This window comes from Kyrpidia tusciae DSM 2912 (assembly GCF_000092905.1).
In the GTDB taxonomy this organism is placed as follows: Bacteria; Bacillota; Bacilli; order Kyrpidiales; family Kyrpidiaceae; genus Kyrpidia; species Kyrpidia tusciae.
On record NC_014098.1, the window covers coordinates 1980404 to 1998717 of the forward strand.

Below are 18314 nucleotides of genomic sequence, written 5' to 3' on the forward strand. Positions count from 1 at the left end.
TCTCCCGTTTTTCCCGCCATCTCTCCATGTATTACAGTATCAGAAAACCATTGACAGAAAAACAAATCCTCCCGGTCCATCTCTGAGGCAGATGCGCGAACGTCCAATGACAATTCTGATGGCCATCTTGAGTGTGCTGTTAGGTCACGTTATACTGTAAGAATCGCAAACCTAAATTTCAGGAAAAGAAGGTGGAGTGGACGTGTCGCTATCCCTGACCCGCTCGTCAACCCATGCTCACGGCCCGTACGAAATGGTACAGGAGCAGATCGAACGAGCCGCCGAGCATCTCGGGATTCCCCGGAACGCCGTCGAAATCATGAAGAGGCCCAAACGCGCGCTCATCGTTCATTTTCCCGTGAAGATGGACGACGGGACGATCCGGGTGTTTGAGGGGTACCGCGTCCAACACAATGACGCCATCGGCCCGACCAAAGGGGGCATCCGTTTTCATCCCGGAGTAACTCTCGACGAGGTTAAAGCTCTGTCCATGTGGATGACTTTCAAATGCGGTGTCGCAGGGCTACCTTACGGCGGAGCGAAGGGCGGGGTTGTGGTGGACCCCCACAGTCTTTCCGAAGGAGAACTGGAGAGGTTGAGTCGGGGATACATGGAGGCTGTGGCCCAGGTGGTGGGCCCCGACAAAGACATCCCCGCCCCGGATGTGTACACCAATCCCCAGGTGATGGGCTGGATGATGGATACCTTCAGCCGGCTACACGGCACCTTCACCCCGGGGGTCATCACCGGAAAACCCGTGGTGATCGGCGGGTCTCTGGGGCGAAGCGATGCCACCGGCCGGGGTTGTGTCACCGCCATTGCGGAAGCAGCCAAGGACATCGGACTCCAACTGCAAGGGGCATCCGCAGCTGTCCAAGGATTTGGAAACGCCGGGCGCACGGCGGCGGAACTTTTGGCCGATCTCGGATGCAAAGTGGTGGCGGTGAGCGATTCCAAAGGGGCCCTGTACGATCCGTCGGGCCTGGACTTGCCGCGGGTGATCAAGGCCAAGGAGGCCGGCAACCTGTTGGATTACGGTCCCCAGCGCATCGATTCCTCCGAGCTTTTAGAACTCGACGTGGACATCCTCATTCCCGCCGCCCTAGAGGGCGTGATCACCGGTGCCAATGCTCCGCGGATCAAGGCCCGGATCGTCGCCGAGGCGGCCAACGGCCCCACCACCCCGGAAGCGGACCAGATTCTGTACGACAACGGTATCATGGTGATCCCAGACATTCTCGCCAATTCGGGAGGCGTCACCGTATCGTATTTTGAATGGGTTCAGAACTTGACCAACGACTACTGGAGTGAAGACGAAGTCAACCGGCGCCTCCATCGGGCCATGGTGAAGGCCTATCGTCAGGTTCGGCAAACGGCTGACCGGCATCAGGTGGACCTCCGTACTGCGGCGTTCATGATCGCCATGCAGCGCGTGTACGAAGCGATGAAAGCCCGGGGCTGGGTCTGACCTGAGATCGGGACAGGGTCTCAAGATCGGGCAGGTGCCGCCTTCGGGCGGCATTTTTCTGTCTCCCCCTTTCCCGCATTGTTATGGTACACTTTCAGCGTGTGTCGTACGTCGGACAGGGAAAGGAACGTTGAACGACGAGGACCATGGGGCGACCAATCGTCATATTTTCTGCCGTTTCCCAAAGGTTTGCCCGCCATGCGTCGCAGTTAGTGCGGCGGTTTTCCCGGGTGGTGGAAGGAGCATATGCCCTGCTGGTGTTCATCCTGGCGACAGGCATTCTCCTCACCCCGCCGGCGATCGGGATGGCGAATAACGGGGATTTTGAGCGCATCATGTATCAACCCGAGGTCGGGTTGGCGTTCAATACCACTGACCCGCACCTTCGATATTTTAATTGGGTCAACCGGTATTTTGCCGTGGTGGGAGGCGGAGACGCCCGTTACCCATCCTCCCTCGCTCTGTTGCTACAGCCGGCCATCGCCGTCAGCCAATGGTTATACGGCCGTCCGCTGTTCGACCTGTCGGTCCTCGCCGTTTTTTACACGGCTTTGCTGGCCGTGGCCGCATTTTTCACCTTAGGCGCCCTGCGCCGCGTCCTGCCCCCGTGGGCGACGGTGTTCGCCGCCCTGGCAGGGATCGTTGTGTACTGCGATGTCGCTTATCTGGCCTACTGCCGCTCTTTGTACAGCGAAGCCGTTTCTTTTGTTTCTTTTATGTTTCTCCTGGCTTTTATCTTAGTTTTACTGACCCGGCCGGTGCCGAGAATCTGGGGACTTGTGGCCTTTGGCGCCGCTGCTGTCGCTTTTGGCACCGCCAAGCTACAAATGGCGCCCTTGGCCCTGGTTCTCGGGGTGTTCGCGGTGCGCTTGGCACATCTGAGGCGGGACCGGTTGTGGCGGGTCGCATCCGTCCTTTGCGCGGTGGTGGTAGTGGGGGCCTCGGCGGCGTGCTATACCCTCACACCCCGGGCCTTCGCTTATACGAACCTGTACCACAGCGTGTTCGACGGCATCCTGGTGAATCCGGCAACCAGGGCGCAGGACCTCCGGGCACTTCATCTCGACCCCAAGTTGGCCGTGCTGGCTGGAACCACGTATTTTGACCGCCATCCCATCGATGTTCGCGGGCGAGAGTTCAGGGAGCGATTTTACAGGAAGATCGGTTGGACCCAAATCGCGGGATTTTATCTCACCCATCCCTCTCGGTTCATTGAGGCGATGCAACAGAGTCACCGGGACGCCCTGGCGATGCGGCCGCCATACCTCGGCAATTACGAGCGGTCATCCGGGATGCCCGCCAAGACCCTGACCCACCGTTTTTCTGTGTGGAGTGACACGAAAAGAGACTGGTTCCCGTCTTCGGTATGGGTCTTGGGCGGTTATTGGTTGGTTTACGGGGCTGTGGCCGTGCGGGGCCTGCGTGTTCACGGTTTCAAATCAGTCGATGGGTTGGATAGTGGCCCTCGGCTTGCAGAATTCGCTTTATGGGTCGGCACCCTGGCGGTGATCCAGTTTCCAATTCCCTATCTTGCCGAAGGTCGTAACGAACTTATCAAACACCTGTTTACGTACGATCTCCTGTGGGACACGACCTTGCTCATCTCGGGCACGTGGGCGATCGCCAAGATCGAGTCGGCCATCCGGTTGAGGAAGCGCCAGCGGGTGATTGTGTCTGAAACCACGGCTGGATAAACATGAAGCGGGGAAAACGTATCGACCTTGACGGCCATTGGAAATAACCATATAGTTATGTTAGAATGGCTCCCGGAGGGGATCGACGTGGACATTCGAGAACTGGCTGACGTCTTTAAGGTGCTGGGGGACCCGACCCGTCTTCAAATCTTGACTCTCCTCAACGTCCGGGATTGTTGCGTCTGTGAGCTGGTGCCGCTGTTTGGGATCTCCCAACCCGCGGTGTCCAAACACTTGGCGCGACTACGGACAGTGCGGTTGGTCACGGAAACCCGCCGGGGACAATGGGTATTTTACTCCATCAACCGAGAACGGCTCAAAGAGGTCGTGGCAGCAATAGATCCGCTGCCGGGGCTCTCTGGCCCTTTGAAAGAGTTGGCAAACCGAGGGCCAGCCCCTATGTGCAGCGCGGAGCCGGCAACGGGCACGCCGGCAGCCGGTACTCCGACGGCCGTAATCAAAGGAGAGGTGCGGTGATGGTTGACCAAATCCAGAAGCGATTATCGCCCTTGGATCGGTATCTGACCGTGTGGATTCTTCTGGCCATGGCTGCAGGCGTGGCCCTGGGCGCGTGGGTGCCGGAATTCACCGGCGCGCTCCAACAGTTTCAAATCGGCACCACCTCCATTCCCATCGCCGCCGGGCTGATCCTCATGATGTATCCCCCTTTGGCCAAGGTACGTTATGAGGAGCTCCCGAAGGTCTTTCGGGACAAGAGAGTCTTGGCACTCTCCCTGTTTCAAAACTGGGTCATCGGGCCTCTGCTCATGTTCGGGTTGGCGATTCTTTTTCTCCGGGACCAGCCGGCCTATATGACGGGATTGATCTTGATCGGTCTGGCCCGGTGCATCGCCATGGTCATCGTCTGGAATGATTTGGCCTGCGGCAATCGCGAATACGCCGCCGGTCTGGTCGCCCTAAACTCCATTTTCCAGGTAGTGTTCTATTCGGTCTATACCTATCTTTTTGCAACCTTCCTCCCCAGCGCACTGGGTTTGCAGGGTGTGGCGGTACACGTTTCAATGGGCGAAGTGGCCCAAAGCGTTCTTTTATATCTCGGCGTCCCTTTCGCCGCAGGGATTGTGACGCGATTCACCCTCCTTCGGTGGAAGGGCCGTGATTGGTATGATCGCGTTTTTGTGCCTCGCATCAGTCCGCTGACCCTGGTTGCCCTCCTGTTCACGATTATTGTGATGTTTTCCCTGAAGGGTGAGACGATTGTTCAGATTCCGATGGATGTGGTGCGCATTGCGATACCCCTCGTGCTGTATTTCGTCCTGATGTTTTTTATCTCATACTGGCTCGGGCAAAAGGCCGGGGCAGATGCTCCGGTGACCACCACCCTCTCTTTTACAGCCGCCAGCAACAATTTTGAACTGGCCATCGCCGTGGCGGCCGGGGTGTTCGGCATAGGCTCCGGTGAGGCCTTCGCGGCGGTCATCGGGCCCCTCGTGGAAGTTCCGGTGATGTTGATGCTGGTTCATGTGGCCAACCGCTTGCGAAGACGGGAATCGCCTGTGGGGGGACGGGTTTAGGAAAATGAGACGCAGCGGAGGCCGGGGAGCTATAAAAGTATCACGCGAGGACAACCGGTAGAGCGTCCGGCGGTCTTCGCGACGAATACGGAGGTGCCCTCATGAATTCTCGGACGGAAACGAGCGAAAGCGGACTTGATCGGGAAACCGGACAACATCGTGCAATTTTATATTTTATCTGCACCGGCAATTCCTGCCGCAGCCAAATGGCCGAAGGGTGGGCAAAGCATTTGGGTGGGGATCGGTTCCAGGTGTACAGCGGGGGCCTCGAACCCCGGGGTGTCCACCCTCTGACTGTGGAAGTGATGCGAGAGGTCGGTATCGACATCTCCGGTCAAACCAGCGATCCCATCGATCCGACACTGCTGACCCGAGCGGATTGGGCGATCACCTTGTGCGGGGATGCCGAGGAGCGGTGCCCGGTGACTCCCCCGACAGTGAAGCGTTTACACTGGGGCTTGCCGGATCCCGCCAAAGTCACCGGCAGCCCCGACGAAATCATGGAGGCATTCCGGCGGGTTCGCGACGAAATCGGCAGACGGGTACAGGAGTTTTTGAACGATGGAACGACGGCGACTCGCTGAGCCCCCTGGCGACGGTGGTCGCTTTGCCCCCATCCGTTCGAATCCGGTATAATTGCATGGGGAGATCCCACTCAAAGATAGAACGGTTCCTACGAAAGGATGGGTGCAACCATGTATGACGTGGCGATCATTGGAGCGGGCCCGGCGGGGGCCAGCGCGGCTTTGTTTACAGCAAAGGCGGGGAAAAAAACTCTCGTAATCGACAGCGACCAAAGCATCACCAAGCGGGCGTGGATTGAAAACCACTACGGAGTCAAAGAAATCGCCGGGCCGGATCTCATCGAGATCGGCAAGCAACAGGCCGCTCACTTTGGGGCAGAGTTGGTCCAAGACAAGGTGACGGATATTCGCAAAACCGGGGACGGATTCGACATTCAAACAGAAAAAGGAACGTACAGCGCGAAACACGTCATTCTCGCCACCGGGTTGTGGACCGATTTGGCAGAAAAAATTGGTCTGAAAACGAAGCCGGCCACCGAGCCGCGGATCAAGACGATCATCGAAACGGACGGACAGGGCCGCACCAACATTCCGGGCCTGTGGGCTGCAGGCACCGTGGCGGGGGTGAGCGTACATACGATCATCACTGCCGGAGATGGCGCCAAAGTGGCCATTAACCTGATCAGTGAACTAAATGGCGAGCGCTATGTCGACCACGATATCTTGACGCCGAAGGAATAAGGTAAAGGCCGGAGACGTGAGGTAGACCCGAGGGTCGCAGTGGGATCGGGCCGGGGCTGATCGTTGCCCCCGACCCGACCCGAATTGGTCGCACCGCGCTTCAACCACCCGTGCAGGTGTGACATCTATCTATCATTGAGGGGATTGTACAATATCGGACTTGATCTTCAGAAATGTGGGGGGTCCACCGGGAGGATACCCCGGCTTGTTTGTTTCAATTCTCAAAATCGATCCTGAACTCCTCGATTTTTCGATAAATTGTCATCCGCGAGACGGACAGCAGCCGTGCGGTTTCGCTGATATTGCCTCGGGTCCGGCGCAGGGCCTCCTCCAGAGTGAGCCTGTCCAGAGCGGTGGATCGGCGCCGACGAGGGAAGGCTCTCTTCCCGCCGGATGAAGGAATCGATCCGCGGCCCCGCACTTCGGCCGGTAAATCGCCAATCGGTCGAACAATACGATCATCGTCGGAGCCAAAGGAATCATCGCCCAGCTGTTCCTCGGCTACATCTGGCCGGATATGCCGCGCAACCAAGCGGTGGTCAAAGGGGCGGCCCACTATGTGGAACGAAAATTTGACCCTCAATTGGTCCTGGATCGGATTGAACAGAACAAAATCACCCTCACGTTCATGGTGCCGACGATGATCTACCGGGTGATGGACCAGATCGGCGGCCGAACCTACGATCTCCGGTCCCTGCGGACCATTGTGTACGGCGCGGCGCCGATCACCGCCGAACGACTCAAACAGGGCTTGGAGATTTTCGGTCCGGTCTTCATGCAACTGTACGGTCAGAGCGAGGCGCCCAATTTCATCACGCGCCTGAAAAAAGAGGATCACCGCACCGACCCGGAGGGCGTCCACCGGCTGCGCAGTTGCGGCCAGCCCGTGGCGATGAGCATGGTCAAAATCGTCGACGAACACGGCAACGAGGTGCCGCGCGGGGTGGAAGGCGAAATCGCGGCCCGCACCCTTTACACGATGGTGGGCTACCACAACCAGCCGGAAAAGACGGCGGAAGCCCTGCGGGACGGGTGGCTGCACACCGGAGACGTCGGCATGATGGACGAAGAGGGGTACGTGTATCTCCTGGACCGGAAGAAAGACATGATCATCAGCGGGGGCATGAACGTTTACACCACCGAGGTGGAAAACGCCATTCAGAGACACCCGGGAGTGGCCCAGGTGGCGGTGATCGGCGTGCCGCATCCCGACTGGGGGGAGGCGGTCATGGCAATCGTTGTGCCCAAAGGGGGGATGGAGGTGACCGAAGAGAGCATCCTCGAGCATTGCCGCAAGGAGTTGTCCGCCTACAAACGGCCTAAGGAAGTCCGGTTCGTCGAGGCCCTTCCGCTGACGCCCTACGGCAAGATCGACAAAAAAGCGCTGCGCGAGCCCTATTGGTCGGGGCGCGACCGGCAGGTCAACTGAAGTTGGCGGAAGGAGGAAGCGGGGATGAACCAAGTGGTAGTGGTCGGCGTCGGCATGACCCGGTTCGGCAAGCAGCCGGAGCGGAGCTTGAAAGAGTTGGCCCGGGAAGCGTCGCGGGCGGCCCTGGAAGACGCAGGGATTCCTGAGTCGGCGATTGAGGCGGCTTTCGTGTCCAATGCCATGGCCGGCGCGATTTGGAGACAGGAGAGCGTGCGCGGCCAGGTCTTCCTCTCGGGCACCGAGTTGGCCGGGATTCCCATGTTCAATGTGGAGAACGCCTGCGCCAGCGGGTCGACGGCGTTTCATCTGGCCTGTATGTCGGTCCTCTCAGGGATGTACGACACGGTGCTGGTACTCGGCGTGGAAAAGATGATCCATCCGGATAAGGAGCGGACTTTTCGCGCCTTCGAGGGTGCAACGGACGTGGAGTCTCTCTTGGCGTTTCCCGGCGGTGGCGGCCGAGACCGGCAGAGCATGTTCATGGACTATTACGCCGAGGAAGCCCGGCGCCACATGGAGTTGTACGGGACGCCCGTCGAGATCTTCGCTTCAATCGCCACAAAGAACAGCCGTCACGGGGCCCTCAATCCCTACGCCCAGTATCGGGTGCCGCAGACGGTAGAGAGTGTCATGGCCTCCCGGGTCGTCAGCGACCCCTTGCGCCTGCTGATGTGTTCGCCCCTGAGCGACGGTGCGGCGGCGGCGATCGTCGCCCGGGAGAAGACGGCGCGGCGCTGGACGAGCCGGCCGGTCTTTGTCGCCGGTTCCGTGGTGCTCTCCGCCCTGACCGGTCCGGCCTCGGCCGGGTCCGAGAAGAAGAGGAGCAATGTGGAGCGGGCTGCGGAACGCGTCTATGCCCAAGCCGGACTCGGCCCCCGGGACTTGGATGTCCTCGAAGTCCACGACGCTGCAGCTCCCGGGGAGCTGTGGGCTTACGAACAGTTAGGGCTGTGCGGGCCCGAGGAAGGGGCCGGACTGGTGGAGTCCGGGGACACCGCCCTGGGAGGCGCAGTGCCCGTCAACCCCGGCGGCGGGCTGATCGCCAGGGGACACCCGGTGGGGGCCACCGGGCTCGCCCAGCTCGCGGAGATCGTTTGGCAGTTGCGGGGCGAGGCCGGGGAGCGCCAGGTGGAGGGCGCCCGGACCGGCTTGACGCAAAACGCCGGGGGCTTTTTGGAAGGAGACAGTGCCGCCGTGTCGGTGCACGTGTTGACGCGGTGAGCCGATCGCTGTTGCCCTTCTGATACCGCACGCGGCGTTTTGGACCATGCCCCCTTGGACCCAAGGGGGCTCAGTTTTTGAAGTCCTTTGCCAGGGGGACAGGGATAGCCGAACACAGGATTCCAGCAAGGCTTGGTCACCCGGCGAACGCGGACGGTGTAACCCCCGAGTTCAAGTCCTCTCAGAATCCCCCGCCACCGCTCCTCCGGCGCCGGCATCCAGCCAGGCTCCTAAAAACATATCTCCGCTGGCCCCGCCCGTCGATATACTCCCGCCACCCCCGGGGCACAGCTTGCCAACATTCCCATCAAGGGCGCAGTCCCGGGCGATGGTCCCCGAGATCGTCGGCAATGGCCCCGAAGATCACGTGGTCATATCCCTTTTGTTTGGCGAGGGGAATCAAGTGGCTGAACAGCTCTTGTTTACAAAAATAACATCGGTCGGCCGGGTTCTCCGCATACCCCGGAATCTCCAATTCCCGAGCCTGGATCAGCAAGTGCGGGCTGCCCAGCTCCCGGGCCAATTCCACCGCTTCCCACCGTTCCCGCTCGGGGTAGGTTTCCGAATCCGCCGTCACCGCCAACACCCGGTCCGGTCCCAAAGCTTCGAGGGCCGCCTTCAACAAAAAGGTGCTGTCCACTCCTCCGGAGAAGGCGATCACCACCCGGCCCAATTCACGCAGGCGGCCGATCAGCACCCGGCATTTGTCATGGGCTTCCACGCCCTTCACCCCCGATCCCGTCATCGTGGAATAGACCCTGCCCCCGGCTCCTCCTGCCTCTTCCACCCCGCAGGCCCAGGCCAAAAGCTCGACCAAGTGGATCGCCTCTTTGGGTCCGCCCTCCGCCGCCGACCCGGACCGGCGCACCCCGAGGCGCATTTGGAGGAGACAACCCGGGTTCGATGTCACCACCCAATCGGTGCCCGTCCGTATCGCCTTTTCCATTTTGTCGTCGAGCACCGCCATGGACTCCTCGTAATGGACTGCATTATAAATCCCCGCCGACCCGCAGCAGCGGTCCATCTCTTCCATCTCCACGTACTCAACACCCGGAATCCGCCGCAACACCTCCACCGGCTCATTTTTTACCCTTTCGACATTGCGGAGGTGACACGAAGGCTGGTACGTGACCCGCAGGGGTACCTCCCGCAGGAAAGCGCTGTCCGGCGCCTGAACGGCCAACTCGCTGATGTCTTTGACCTTGGCGGCGAATGTGGCAGCCCGATCGGCCCACTCGGGATCGTCCGCCAATAGGCGCGGATACTCGGTGAGCATGGCCCCACAACCGCCTGCGTTGTGCAGGATCACTTCCGCTCCGGAAGCTTCAAAGGCCGCGATGTTGCGCTTGGCCAGTTCCTTCGCTCCGTCCAGATCCCCGGCGTGGGCGTGCAGGGCGCCGCAGCAGCGCTGCTCGTCGGGAACCACCACTTTCCAGCCGAACTTCGCCGCCACTTCCCCGGTCAATCGGTTCAGGTGCTGAAACAGGACATCCATGATACACCCGCGAAAAAGCATGGCCGTGCCCACGAGCTTCGCATCTTTGTCCACCGGCCGGTAGACCTTCGGCGCCCGGCGCCGGGTGCGGGGCCCATCGACCTTGGGGAGCACCGGGGCAAAAGCCCGCATCCCCTCAGGCCATATCGGCCACGAAGCCCCCCAACGCCCAACGGGGCCCATTCTCTGGTACATCCAAACGAAGTCTCCGGCAGCCTGTAACCGGTCGGGCTCTGGCCACACATTCTGCAAAAGCCATGCCAACGCCCGGTCCCCCTTGCCCGGGTTTTCTTTCATCTTGCGTTCTCGCAGGTAATGCCGGGTCTCCTCCAAGATCTGGCCATACGGCACCCCCACCGGGCACGCCTCTTCACAGGCCCGGCAGCCGAGGCACAGGTCGATGGGCTCCTCCACCACTTTCCAGTCCGTTCGCCCCTCGGCGAGCATGCGAACCAAATTGATCCGTCCCCGGGGGGAATGGGTTTCTTTTCCCATGGTCCGGTACGTCGGGCAAGCGGGCAGACAATACCCGCATTGCACGCAGCGCAGGGCCTCGTCGTAAGGGAGATCCTCCAACATCGGAACCGCCGGCGTCTCCACAGATTTCGCCGCTTCACTCATGATGTGAACACCAGCCCATCTCTGCCGGGTTCGGGGAAAATTTTCCCGGGGTTCATGATGTTGTCCGGATCCCAGGCCTGCTTGATCCGCTTCGTCATCTCCACCCCGACCTCTCCCAACTGCCACGTCAAAAATGGCGCCTTCATCGTGCCGATGCCGTGTTCCCCGGACAGGGTCCCCCCCATCTCCAGGGCCGCGCGGAAAATCTCCGCCACCGCCTCTTCCACCCGCTTCATCTCTTCCCGATCCCGGAGATCGCACAGGATGTTCGGGTGGAGATTCCCGTCCCCGGCGTGGCCGAACACCACCAGCTCCACCCCGTACTTCTTGCGAATCTCCCGGAGTTTGGCGAACATCTCCGGAATCCGGCTGCGGGGCACCGTGGCGTCCTCGGAGATTTTGGTGGGTTTGATCCGGGCGATGGCCGGAGAAATCTGGCGGCGGGCAAACCACAGTCGATCCCGGGCCGCCTCATCCGCCGCCACCTCCACCGACCGCGCCCCCAATTGCCGACAAATCTGGGCAGCCTGACGGATCTCGTCGTCCACGGCGGCGGGGTGACCGTCCACCTCCACCAAGAGCACCGCTTCGGCGTCGACAGGGAGACCGCTGGGCCGAAACGCCTCCACGGCCCGAAGGCAGGCCTGGTCGATGATCTCCAAGGCTCCCGGGAGGATCCCCGAGGTCAAAATCTTGGAAATGGCCTTCCCCGCCACCACCAGATCGTCAAAAACCGCCAGGGCCGTCCGCCGGGCCTGGGGTTTTGGCAGCAGGCGCAACACGGCTTCCGTGACGATGCCCAAGGTCCCTTCGGAGCCGACGATCAGCCGCGTCAAATCATACCCCGTCACATTCTTGATCGTGTGGCCTCCGGTGCGAAACACCCTCCCGTCGGCAGTCACCACCTCAAGACCCAGCACATAATCCCGGGTCACCCCGTATTTCAGCCCCCTGGGGCCGCCGGAGTTCTCCGCGATATTGCCCCCGATGGTGGAAATCCGGGAACTGCTCGGATCCGGCGGATAAAACAAGCCGTGGCGCTCCGCCGCCTTCTGCAGATCCAAGGTCCGCACCCCCGGCGACACCACCGCCACCAAATCGTCCGGGTAGATCTCCAGCTTCCCATCCATCTTCGACAGATCCACCACGATGCCCCCGTACACCGGCAGCGGACCGCCGCTCAGACAACTGCCCGATCCCCGGGGGTACAAAGGAATCCGCTCCCTCGCCGCCGTCCGCACCACCGCCTGCACTTCCTCGGTACTCTTCGGTTGCACCACACAATCCGGCACATAGACCCCGAAGGACGCGTCATAAGCATAACTCAACCGATCCGCCTCGGAGGTCAGCACCCGGCCGGGGCCGAGAATCCCCCGCAACTCTTCAATGGGCACCGCCCGCCGGGAGCCGCCGGCCGCCCGACTCTCTTCTCCCGCACTCATCCACGGTCCTTCCCTTCTTCTTCCTCTTCCCAAACCAGGTCGCCATCTGCAGTAAACGTCACATCCCGCAGAGCCCCTACCCCGGCCACGTCCGGCCATGTCTGCGCCTCTTCCCACAGCGCCTCCCCCACCCGGACCTCGCCGAGCTCCAGGGTATTGGCCACCGCCATCCAGCGCACCTGGTGCGGCGGCCGTTTTAACGCTCGGAACGCCGAGTCGAGCATTTCTTTTTCACTGGCAAATGTCATGGGGACGGCGGCCCGAGCGGCAAATCCGCTCGTCAAACAGTTCAAATACGTGGCGGCACGGTCGATTTTCGCCGCCAGCTTTTCTGACCACCAACAGGTCGAGCCGATCGGTCGGTAGGCCAGGCATCAGCCGCCTGGCTTCTTTGAGCAACTCGCGGTCGCCCGCCAGAAGATCCGCCGCCAAAAGACCGGACGGTTTGAACTACCTTCCGAAGGGTCCGGTCGATTCCGAAGATCCCACGGCTTCCCGCCGTAATCGCCACCCGAAGAGGGCACCCAAAAGCCTGGCCCAGCACGGCCGACGTCTCCCGCTCCCCCACCCCTTCGAGATCGGCGATCTCCGGGGTCTCCAGGTTCCGGCGCACCTTGGCCCACTTCATCGCCCGGCCTCCTTCATTTCCTGCTCAACCTTCTCCCGAACCTTTCCCAGGTGAAAAGCCATGGCCGCCCGGGCTTCCTCCGGGCGACGCTCCCGAATCGCCTGGTAGATGCGATCGTGCTCGTCAAAAACCTCCCGCATGCGCTTGAAGTTACCCTGGTTCGGGCCCAAGGTGCAGCGCATCCCTTCCCGGATCAAATCGGACACCCGGGCCATTAGTTCAACCAGGATGGGGTTGCCGGTGGCTTTGGCGACCGCCTGATGAAACTGCAGATCCCCGGCATCGCCCACCCGCCCGGCCCGGAGTTCGTTCAGATACCCCTGCATCGCCTTTTCGATCTCCGCGACCTCCGGCTCTCCCGCACGCTGGGCGGCCAACTCCGCCGCCGACGTCTCCAGGATGCTCCGCATCTCCAAAAGGTGTAAAATCTGCTTGGGAAATGCGATCATCGATACGGCCACGGGAGGAATGTACCGCGAAAGATCCGCTTCGAGCACAAAACTCCCCTCGCCCTGGCGGACGTCGATGATGCCCGCCGAGGCGAGAACCGAAAGCGCCTCCCGCACCGAGGCCCGGCTGACGCCAAACTGTTTCGCCAACTCTTTCTCGGGGGGCAGTTTGGTTCCCGGCGGATACACGCCGGACTGGATCAATTCTTTTAACTGTTCCACGACCGCCTCAGACAACTTCGAGCGCCGCACCGGCTGGATCATGGGCATCACCTATTTGTCTAGTGATCAGACATCTTCACACGATTTTAGCGTATCCAAGAATTCACCCGGTGTCAAGAGGTGTCGAGGGATTCTTTCTCTTTAATCGCGATTGACAATACGATTCCCCCCCTGTGTTTTCTTAAAGGGGCTATCGGACAACCTAATCCGACTGTGACCGCGATCATAGGCCCGGGCCGCCACTGGCGATACGATGAAATTAGAAGCCGGTGAAAGAGGCGAGCGGACGATGGTTGCGGAGATTCGCACGGCGCTCGTGGCCGTGCATATTGTTTTGGCCATTGTGTGGGTGGGCGGAGTCCTTTTCATCGGGTGGGGCGTCTATCCGGCAATGAAACACCTGCCTGTTGGCCGTCGGCGGGAGGTCTTTCGGGCTTTAATGGCATGGGTACACGGGCCCTTTACCGCAGCGGGCACAGGAGTCATCCTCACCGGTGTCCTTCTCGGCACCGCCCTGGGGCCGATCCGCGGGTGGTCCGACCTGGGAACCGCGTACGGGCGCATTTGGCTGACCGCACTGATCATCGCCGTAGTCACTGTGGTGTGGGGGTCGACCGTCGGGTACCGCCTGTCGATGGGGATTTTCCGGGACGACAGCTTGTGGAGCCAAGCAGAACAAGGGGACGATAGGCCCCTGAAGCGTGCCATGGGCCGAATTGCGGCGGTGGAGTCGGCAGAGGTGGCAGGCTTCGCCGCCCTGATCGTCTGCATGGTGCTTCTCGGCTGATCGGGACCCGGGTAGGGGAGTTACCTGTCGCCCCACGTACGAGAACTCCTGCCCCCCGCACCCTACTCCTGGCAGAATGCGGATCGAGGTGACATCCGAGTGAGTCGATCCCTTGCTAAAATCGATACGAGTCGGCCGTCGGCCAATTTGACCTACCGATCCTCGTGGCTGCAATTGAGCCGGCCCATGACCTGGACGGGAACGATTGCCCCGGTGTTGGTGGGCAGCAGCCTTGCGGCAGGCCGCGGGCCCGTATATCCCGCGCCCTTTTTGGCCATGCTCCTCGCCGCCCTGCTCGTTCAGGGAGCCACCAACATGCTCAACGATTATTTTGACGTCCTGCACGGCCAAGACCGGGAAAAATGGGCCGCCCCCGGCGATCCCGGACACGGCCGGGGTCCCGCTCATCGCACCATTCCCACCGTGGCCGGCGCCATGTTTGGCCTCGCCGTCCTGCTCGGGGCTTGGCTGGCCGTACAAACCGGCTGGTGGGTCGCCCTGGCCGGCACCCTCGGCATCGTTGTGGGATATTTTTATTCCGCCGGTCCCCGCCCTTTGTCCTCCCTGGGCTTGGGCGAGCCGGCGGCCGCCGTGTTCATGGGCCCGGTCACCACCGCTTTGGCCTTTGCGGTGCAAGGGCACCGTCCCGATGGGGCCGTTTTGGCCATCTCCCTGCCCTCGGCCCTGCTCATCGCATCGATGATTCTGTCCAACAACATTCGAGACATCGCCAAAGATCAGGGTTTTCGCCGCACCACGGCCATCGCCCTGGGACGGCCGAGGGCCCTGTACCTGCTCACTGCCCTGCTCGCCGGGTCTTACCTGTGGCTTGGGGCAATGGTGGCCGGCCGGCTGATCCCGTGGACGGCCTCCTGGGCGTTTCTCGCCCTTCCCCTGGCCGTCCGGCTGCGCCACTCTCTGCGGGCCGGAGCCCCGCGGTCCGAGGAGATGGCGGGGATGAAATGGGCGGCCTTTCACTACTGGGCTTTCGGGCTTCTCTTCGCCGCCGGGCTCTGGCTCGGTCGCTGAGGAGCCCGGCCCCTCGATCAAAGGATCGGCACACCAGCGCCTAAAAAGTCAAGCGGGCGACGTTTCCGTTCGCCCGCTTCATTTGGCCGTTTTGACCTGCCAGTCATTCAGTTTTTTCCACACGTCCTCCAGATCCACCCGGTCCCCGAGGGTCATGCGCTCCCGGCGATTCAGATACTCCTTGTCTTTTTCGATCATCCGGAAAATCTCCACGGTGGTCAGCGCGTCGTCCAGGGCTCGGTGGTGACGGCCGACCCCCGTTCGCCCGTACTCCTCAATCGCCTTCCAGAGGCCCGTCTGCTGGCGATTCCCGAAAAACCGTTTATATTCTAAGGACAGATCCCGCTCCCGGCGATCGAAAGGAAAGGGAAGCCCGGCATGGCCGCAGTTCTCCCGCAACACCTGAAGATCGGCGTTTCCCCAAGTGACCGGCGTGGTCGGACACAACTCGACATAAGTCTGCAGAGTCTCCACCAGTTCACGGAAGGAGATCCCCGCGTCCACATCTTCCTGGCGAATCTGTAAAAAGTTCTTGCACCTCTCGGTCAAGGTGGGAAATCGCATGGGGCGCACGAAAGTGGACAATCGGTCAAAGATCTCGCCGTCGATCACCGAGACCAGACCCAGCTCGATGATCTCCGGCCGAAACTGTTCGGGCGTCGATCGATCTTCCGGCATGGTGAACTCAAAATCCAGAAAGAGCAACTGTTCACTCAATCCTGTTCCCCCCGCTCCGTCACATCCCCTCGACACCAGTCTACCACAGCCGGAAGAGATCGGGTGGATCCGGGCCGACCAACGCGGCGCAAAGAGTATGCGCGCTCCCTTGCCGGTCCGTCCATCCCGCCGAACCCCCGAGCCACCCAACTCCTCCTTCCGGCCTTGGTATCGAACGGTCGGTTGGTCACTCCAATCCTCTTGCGCTCCCCAGCCCCCCAGAGCGAGGGAACGCGCCTTTTCCCTTTCGCACCTGGGCCTACCGCCCCCTAATCTCCTGCTTCGCGATGGACATGCGGTGCACCTCGTCGGGACCGTCGGCGATGCGCAGCGTCCGGATGTTCGCCCACATCCGCGCCAAGGGCGTATCGCTGGTCATCCCCGCCCCTCCGAACGCCTGAATCGCCCGATCAATCACCCGCGACCATCCCTCCCGTCTTGGCGCGGGGTCCCTTACCACACGCCCAGTCCTCACCTCACTCCCAGTCTAAAGTGAAAATACAGAACCGGCAACCGGTTCTATGGATGCTGACGATCAGGACCTCACCGGCAAATTGCGCCGTTTTCGAACCACCTGCGCCCTTTTGACATCGTACAGCCCCAAAGGCGTCAGGCGAAGCCCCGGGAGAAAATCACAGGTCAAAAAGAGAAGGGAATACAAAATATCGTGAAAGGGAAATCCCCGCTTTTGGACCGCCGCCAGAAGCCGGTCGTGGTCCCGCACCACCCGGGCAAAGGGCCGGTCGGACATGATTCCGTACAGGGGCAAAGGAATATCCAGCTTGACTTCCCCGTCTTCGGCCAGGGCGATCCCGCCCCCCATCTGCCGCACCCGCTCCGCCGCAACAGCCATGGCCCCGGAATCCCTGCCGATGACGAGAAGCTCGGTGGTGGTGTTGTAGGTGGAGGCGAGCCCCCCGATCCGGCCGCCGAACCCCCGGATCACCCCTTTGGCCACCCAGGTCCCATCCCGGGCCACCAAAGCTGCATAGGCCAGATCCGGTCGATCGCCGATCGCCACGTATTCGCCGTCTGTCGACAGCGCGGCATCCGTGCGCCGGGTGATGACATTACTGATAAATTCGATCACCGGCACCTTTTCCCCGTCTTTCGCCTCCAATCGATACAAATTAGGATCCGCCAGTAGCTCCGGCGCGACGGACAGTGGTTTCATCGAGGGGTAGAGGTCCCAGGCAATATCTGGAATCGGAGCGATCAGCCGGCCATCCCGGGCGACCTCCCGCCCTGCCCGCACCACCCGAGCTGGACGGAAATTTTCAAGATCGGGGAGAATTAGTACATCCGCCCGGCGCCCGGGTGCAATCCCGCCGATGTCATCATCGAGCTTCAGGTACTGGGCCGCGTTGAGGGTCACCATCTGCAGGGCGGTGACGGGTGGCACGCCCATCCGCACGGCCTGGCGAAGAAGCCCGTCCAGAAACCCGTTCTCTTCAATAAAAGACGGATTCGGCCCGTCTGTAGTCATTAGGAGCCGCTGGGTGCTGATCTGCCCTTCTACCACCGGTTCGATCAACTCTTGCAGATCCGGGCGCAGTGAACTGTTGCGCAGCACCGTCCACAGCCCCAAGCGCAATCGGTCCAGCATCTCCCGGGCGGTGATGGCCTCGTGACAGGCACTCAGCCCGCCGGCCGACAAGACGTTTAATTTTTCAAAGGAACAGCCGGCGGTGTGACCATCCGATACCTTCCCCAATTCTTTTGCAAATTCGATCGTGCCCACGATCAAAGGATCGCCCTGGTACAACATGGGCCAGCGGGTCAGCTCCGCCGTTCCGATCACATCTTCGTGTTCGAGCAATTTCCGAACAAAGGCGGGGTTAAACCACTCCCCTTCTTCCGGATACCCCGCCTGGGCAACCATCCGGGCCAGCCACAGTTGATTGATGGGCAGATCCCGCAGCGCCTCGATCAGCTCCACGGTCCCCTTGTAGCCCAGATGAAGGTAGAAAAACAGGGTATCGTGAACCACAGTGGTCGTCCCCAGAGGCACGATCCGCTCTGCCAGGCTCACGGGGTTGTACAAAATCCAGGGGTGCGAGTGGGTCTCGATATACCCCGGAACCACAAACATCCCCGCCGCATCCACCACCTGGGTCTCGTCCCCTACGGCGACCTTCCGGGGCCCGACATAAGCGATGCGATCTTTGTAGATCGCGACGTGGTGGGGCAACAACTCCCCGGAATAGACGTTGACCACCGTACCACCCCGAATGAAGAGATCGGCCGGCCGATCCCCCCGGGCCACCTCAATCAACTCTCGTCGATCGGCTTCAAACTTTTGGATCCGCACC

The 18314-nt window shown here is 61.1% G+C and carries 18 protein-coding genes and 1 pseudogene; 10 read left to right on the forward strand and 9 right to left on the reverse strand.

Features of this window, described 5'->3' with window-relative positions:
• Positions 1 to 253 precede the first annotated feature (253 nt).
• From BTUS_RS09985 to BTUS_RS10010, 6 genes are all read left to right on the forward strand, one after another.
• Entirely contained in the window at positions 254 to 1468 is a 1215-nt protein-coding gene (locus tag BTUS_RS09985) for a Glu/Leu/Phe/Val family dehydrogenase (protein WP_052300744.1), read from the forward strand.
• Between the two features lie 230 nt (positions 1469 to 1698).
• Positions 1699 to 3162, forward strand: coding sequence for a glycan biosynthesis hexose transferase WsfD (gene wsfD / locus BTUS_RS09990; RefSeq protein ID WP_013075964.1), 1464 nt, complete (start codon positions 1699 to 1701; stop codon positions 3160 to 3162).
• Positions 3163 to 3249: 87 nt separating this feature from the next.
• On the forward strand, positions 3250 to 3639 hold the full coding sequence (locus BTUS_RS09995) for an ArsR/SmtB family transcription factor (RefSeq protein WP_013075965.1): 390 nt from the start codon (positions 3250 to 3252) through the stop codon (positions 3637 to 3639).
• Positions 3639 to 4697, forward strand: a complete 1059-nt coding sequence (arsB, locus tag BTUS_RS10000; protein WP_013075966.1) for an ACR3 family arsenite efflux transporter — start codon at positions 3639 to 3641, stop codon at positions 4695 to 4697. Before BTUS_RS09995 ends, arsB begins: the two co-directional genes overlap by 1 nt.
• A 101-nt stretch (positions 4698 to 4798) precedes the next feature.
• The gene (arsC, locus tag BTUS_RS10005; RefSeq protein WP_013075967.1) at positions 4799 to 5281 is read left to right on the forward strand and encodes an arsenate reductase (thioredoxin); all 483 of its coding nucleotides are present in this window, start codon (positions 4799 to 4801) and stop codon (positions 5279 to 5281) included.
• A gap of 111 nt (positions 5282 to 5392) precedes the next feature.
• Positions 5393 to 5962: an FAD-dependent oxidoreductase gene (locus tag BTUS_RS10010; protein WP_013075968.1), complete on the forward strand. Its 570-nt coding sequence runs from the start codon at positions 5393 to 5395 to the stop codon at positions 5960 to 5962.
• 214 nt (positions 5963 to 6176) lie between these two features.
• Here the strand turns inward: BTUS_RS10010 and BTUS_RS19260 are convergent, their stop codons facing one another.
• Entirely contained in the window at positions 6177 to 6518 is a 342-nt protein-coding gene (locus BTUS_RS19260; RefSeq protein WP_407635218.1) for a helix-turn-helix domain-containing protein, read from the reverse strand.
• Here BTUS_RS19260 and BTUS_RS10020 point away from each other — a divergent pair.
• Together BTUS_RS10020 and BTUS_RS10025 are read left to right on the forward strand one after the other, a co-directional pair.
• On the forward strand, positions 6480 to 7391 hold the full coding sequence (locus tag BTUS_RS10020; RefSeq protein ID WP_083780151.1) for an AMP-binding enzyme: 912 nt from the start codon (positions 6480 to 6482) through the stop codon (positions 7389 to 7391). The genes BTUS_RS19260 and BTUS_RS10020 overlap by 39 nt on opposite strands.
• Positions 7392 to 7415: 24 nt before the next feature.
• Positions 7416 to 8612, forward strand: coding sequence for a thiolase family protein (locus tag BTUS_RS10025; RefSeq protein ID WP_013075969.1), 1197 nt, complete (start codon positions 7416 to 7418; stop codon positions 8610 to 8612).
• 307 nt (positions 8613 to 8919) lie between these two features.
• Here BTUS_RS10025 and BTUS_RS10030 read toward each other — a convergent pair whose 3' ends face one another.
• The 5 genes from BTUS_RS10030 to BTUS_RS10050 are packed head-to-tail and all read right to left on the reverse strand — an operon-like array spanning position 8920 to position 13511.
• Positions 8920 to 10728, reverse strand: coding sequence for a heterodisulfide reductase-related iron-sulfur binding cluster (locus BTUS_RS10030; protein WP_013075970.1), 1809 nt, complete (start codon positions 10726 to 10728; stop codon positions 8920 to 8922).
• Positions 10725 to 12170: an FAD-binding oxidoreductase gene (locus BTUS_RS10035; RefSeq protein WP_013075971.1), complete on the reverse strand. Its 1446-nt coding sequence runs from the start codon at positions 12168 to 12170 to the stop codon at positions 10725 to 10727. Before BTUS_RS10035 ends, BTUS_RS10030 begins: the two co-directional genes overlap by 4 nt.
• Positions 12167 to 12418, reverse strand: coding sequence for a hypothetical protein (locus tag BTUS_RS10040; RefSeq protein WP_041304083.1), 252 nt, complete (start codon positions 12416 to 12418; stop codon positions 12167 to 12169). Before BTUS_RS10040 ends, BTUS_RS10035 begins: the two co-directional genes overlap by 4 nt.
• 41 nt (positions 12419 to 12459) lie before the next feature.
• Entirely contained in the window at positions 12460 to 12798 is a 339-nt protein-coding gene (locus tag BTUS_RS10045) for a hypothetical protein (RefSeq protein WP_041304086.1), read from the reverse strand.
• Positions 12795 to 13511 (reverse strand): FadR/GntR family transcriptional regulator, encoded by a 717-nt coding sequence (locus BTUS_RS10050; protein WP_013075972.1) that lies wholly within the window; start codon positions 13509 to 13511, stop codon positions 12795 to 12797. Before BTUS_RS10050 ends, BTUS_RS10045 begins: the two co-directional genes overlap by 4 nt.
• A 247-nt stretch (positions 13512 to 13758) precedes the next feature.
• Here BTUS_RS10050 and BTUS_RS10055 point away from each other — a divergent pair, with 247 nt between their 5' ends.
• Together BTUS_RS10055 and BTUS_RS10060 are read left to right on the forward strand one after the other, a co-directional pair.
• Entirely contained in the window at positions 13759 to 14256 is a 498-nt protein-coding gene (locus BTUS_RS10055; protein ID WP_013075973.1) for a hypothetical protein, read from the forward strand.
• Between the two features lie 99 nt (positions 14257 to 14355).
• Positions 14356 to 15285 (forward strand): prenyltransferase, encoded by a 930-nt coding sequence (locus BTUS_RS10060; protein WP_013075974.1) that lies wholly within the window; start codon positions 14356 to 14358, stop codon positions 15283 to 15285.
• A 78-nt stretch (positions 15286 to 15363) separates the two neighbouring features.
• Here BTUS_RS10060 and kapD read toward each other — a convergent pair whose 3' ends face one another.
• The 3 genes and pseudogenes from kapD to BTUS_RS10070 all read right to left on the reverse strand — a co-directional run bounded on the left by kapD (position 15364) and on the right by BTUS_RS10070 (position 18313).
• Complete coding sequence (gene kapD, locus BTUS_RS10065) at positions 15364 to 16002, reverse strand: 3'-5' exonuclease KapD (protein ID WP_013075975.1); 639 nt, start codon at positions 16000 to 16002, stop codon at positions 15364 to 15366.
• 259 nt (positions 16003 to 16261) lie between these two features.
• Positions 16262 to 16423, reverse strand: a pseudogene (locus BTUS_RS17975) (acyl-CoA dehydrogenase family protein); the annotation flags it as partial.
• A 114-nt stretch (positions 16424 to 16537) separates the two neighbouring features.
• Positions 16538 to 18313: an adenine deaminase C-terminal domain-containing protein gene (locus BTUS_RS10070; RefSeq protein WP_013075976.1), complete on the reverse strand. Its 1776-nt coding sequence runs from the start codon at positions 18311 to 18313 to the stop codon at positions 16538 to 16540.
• Position 18314: the final 1 nt, after the last annotated feature.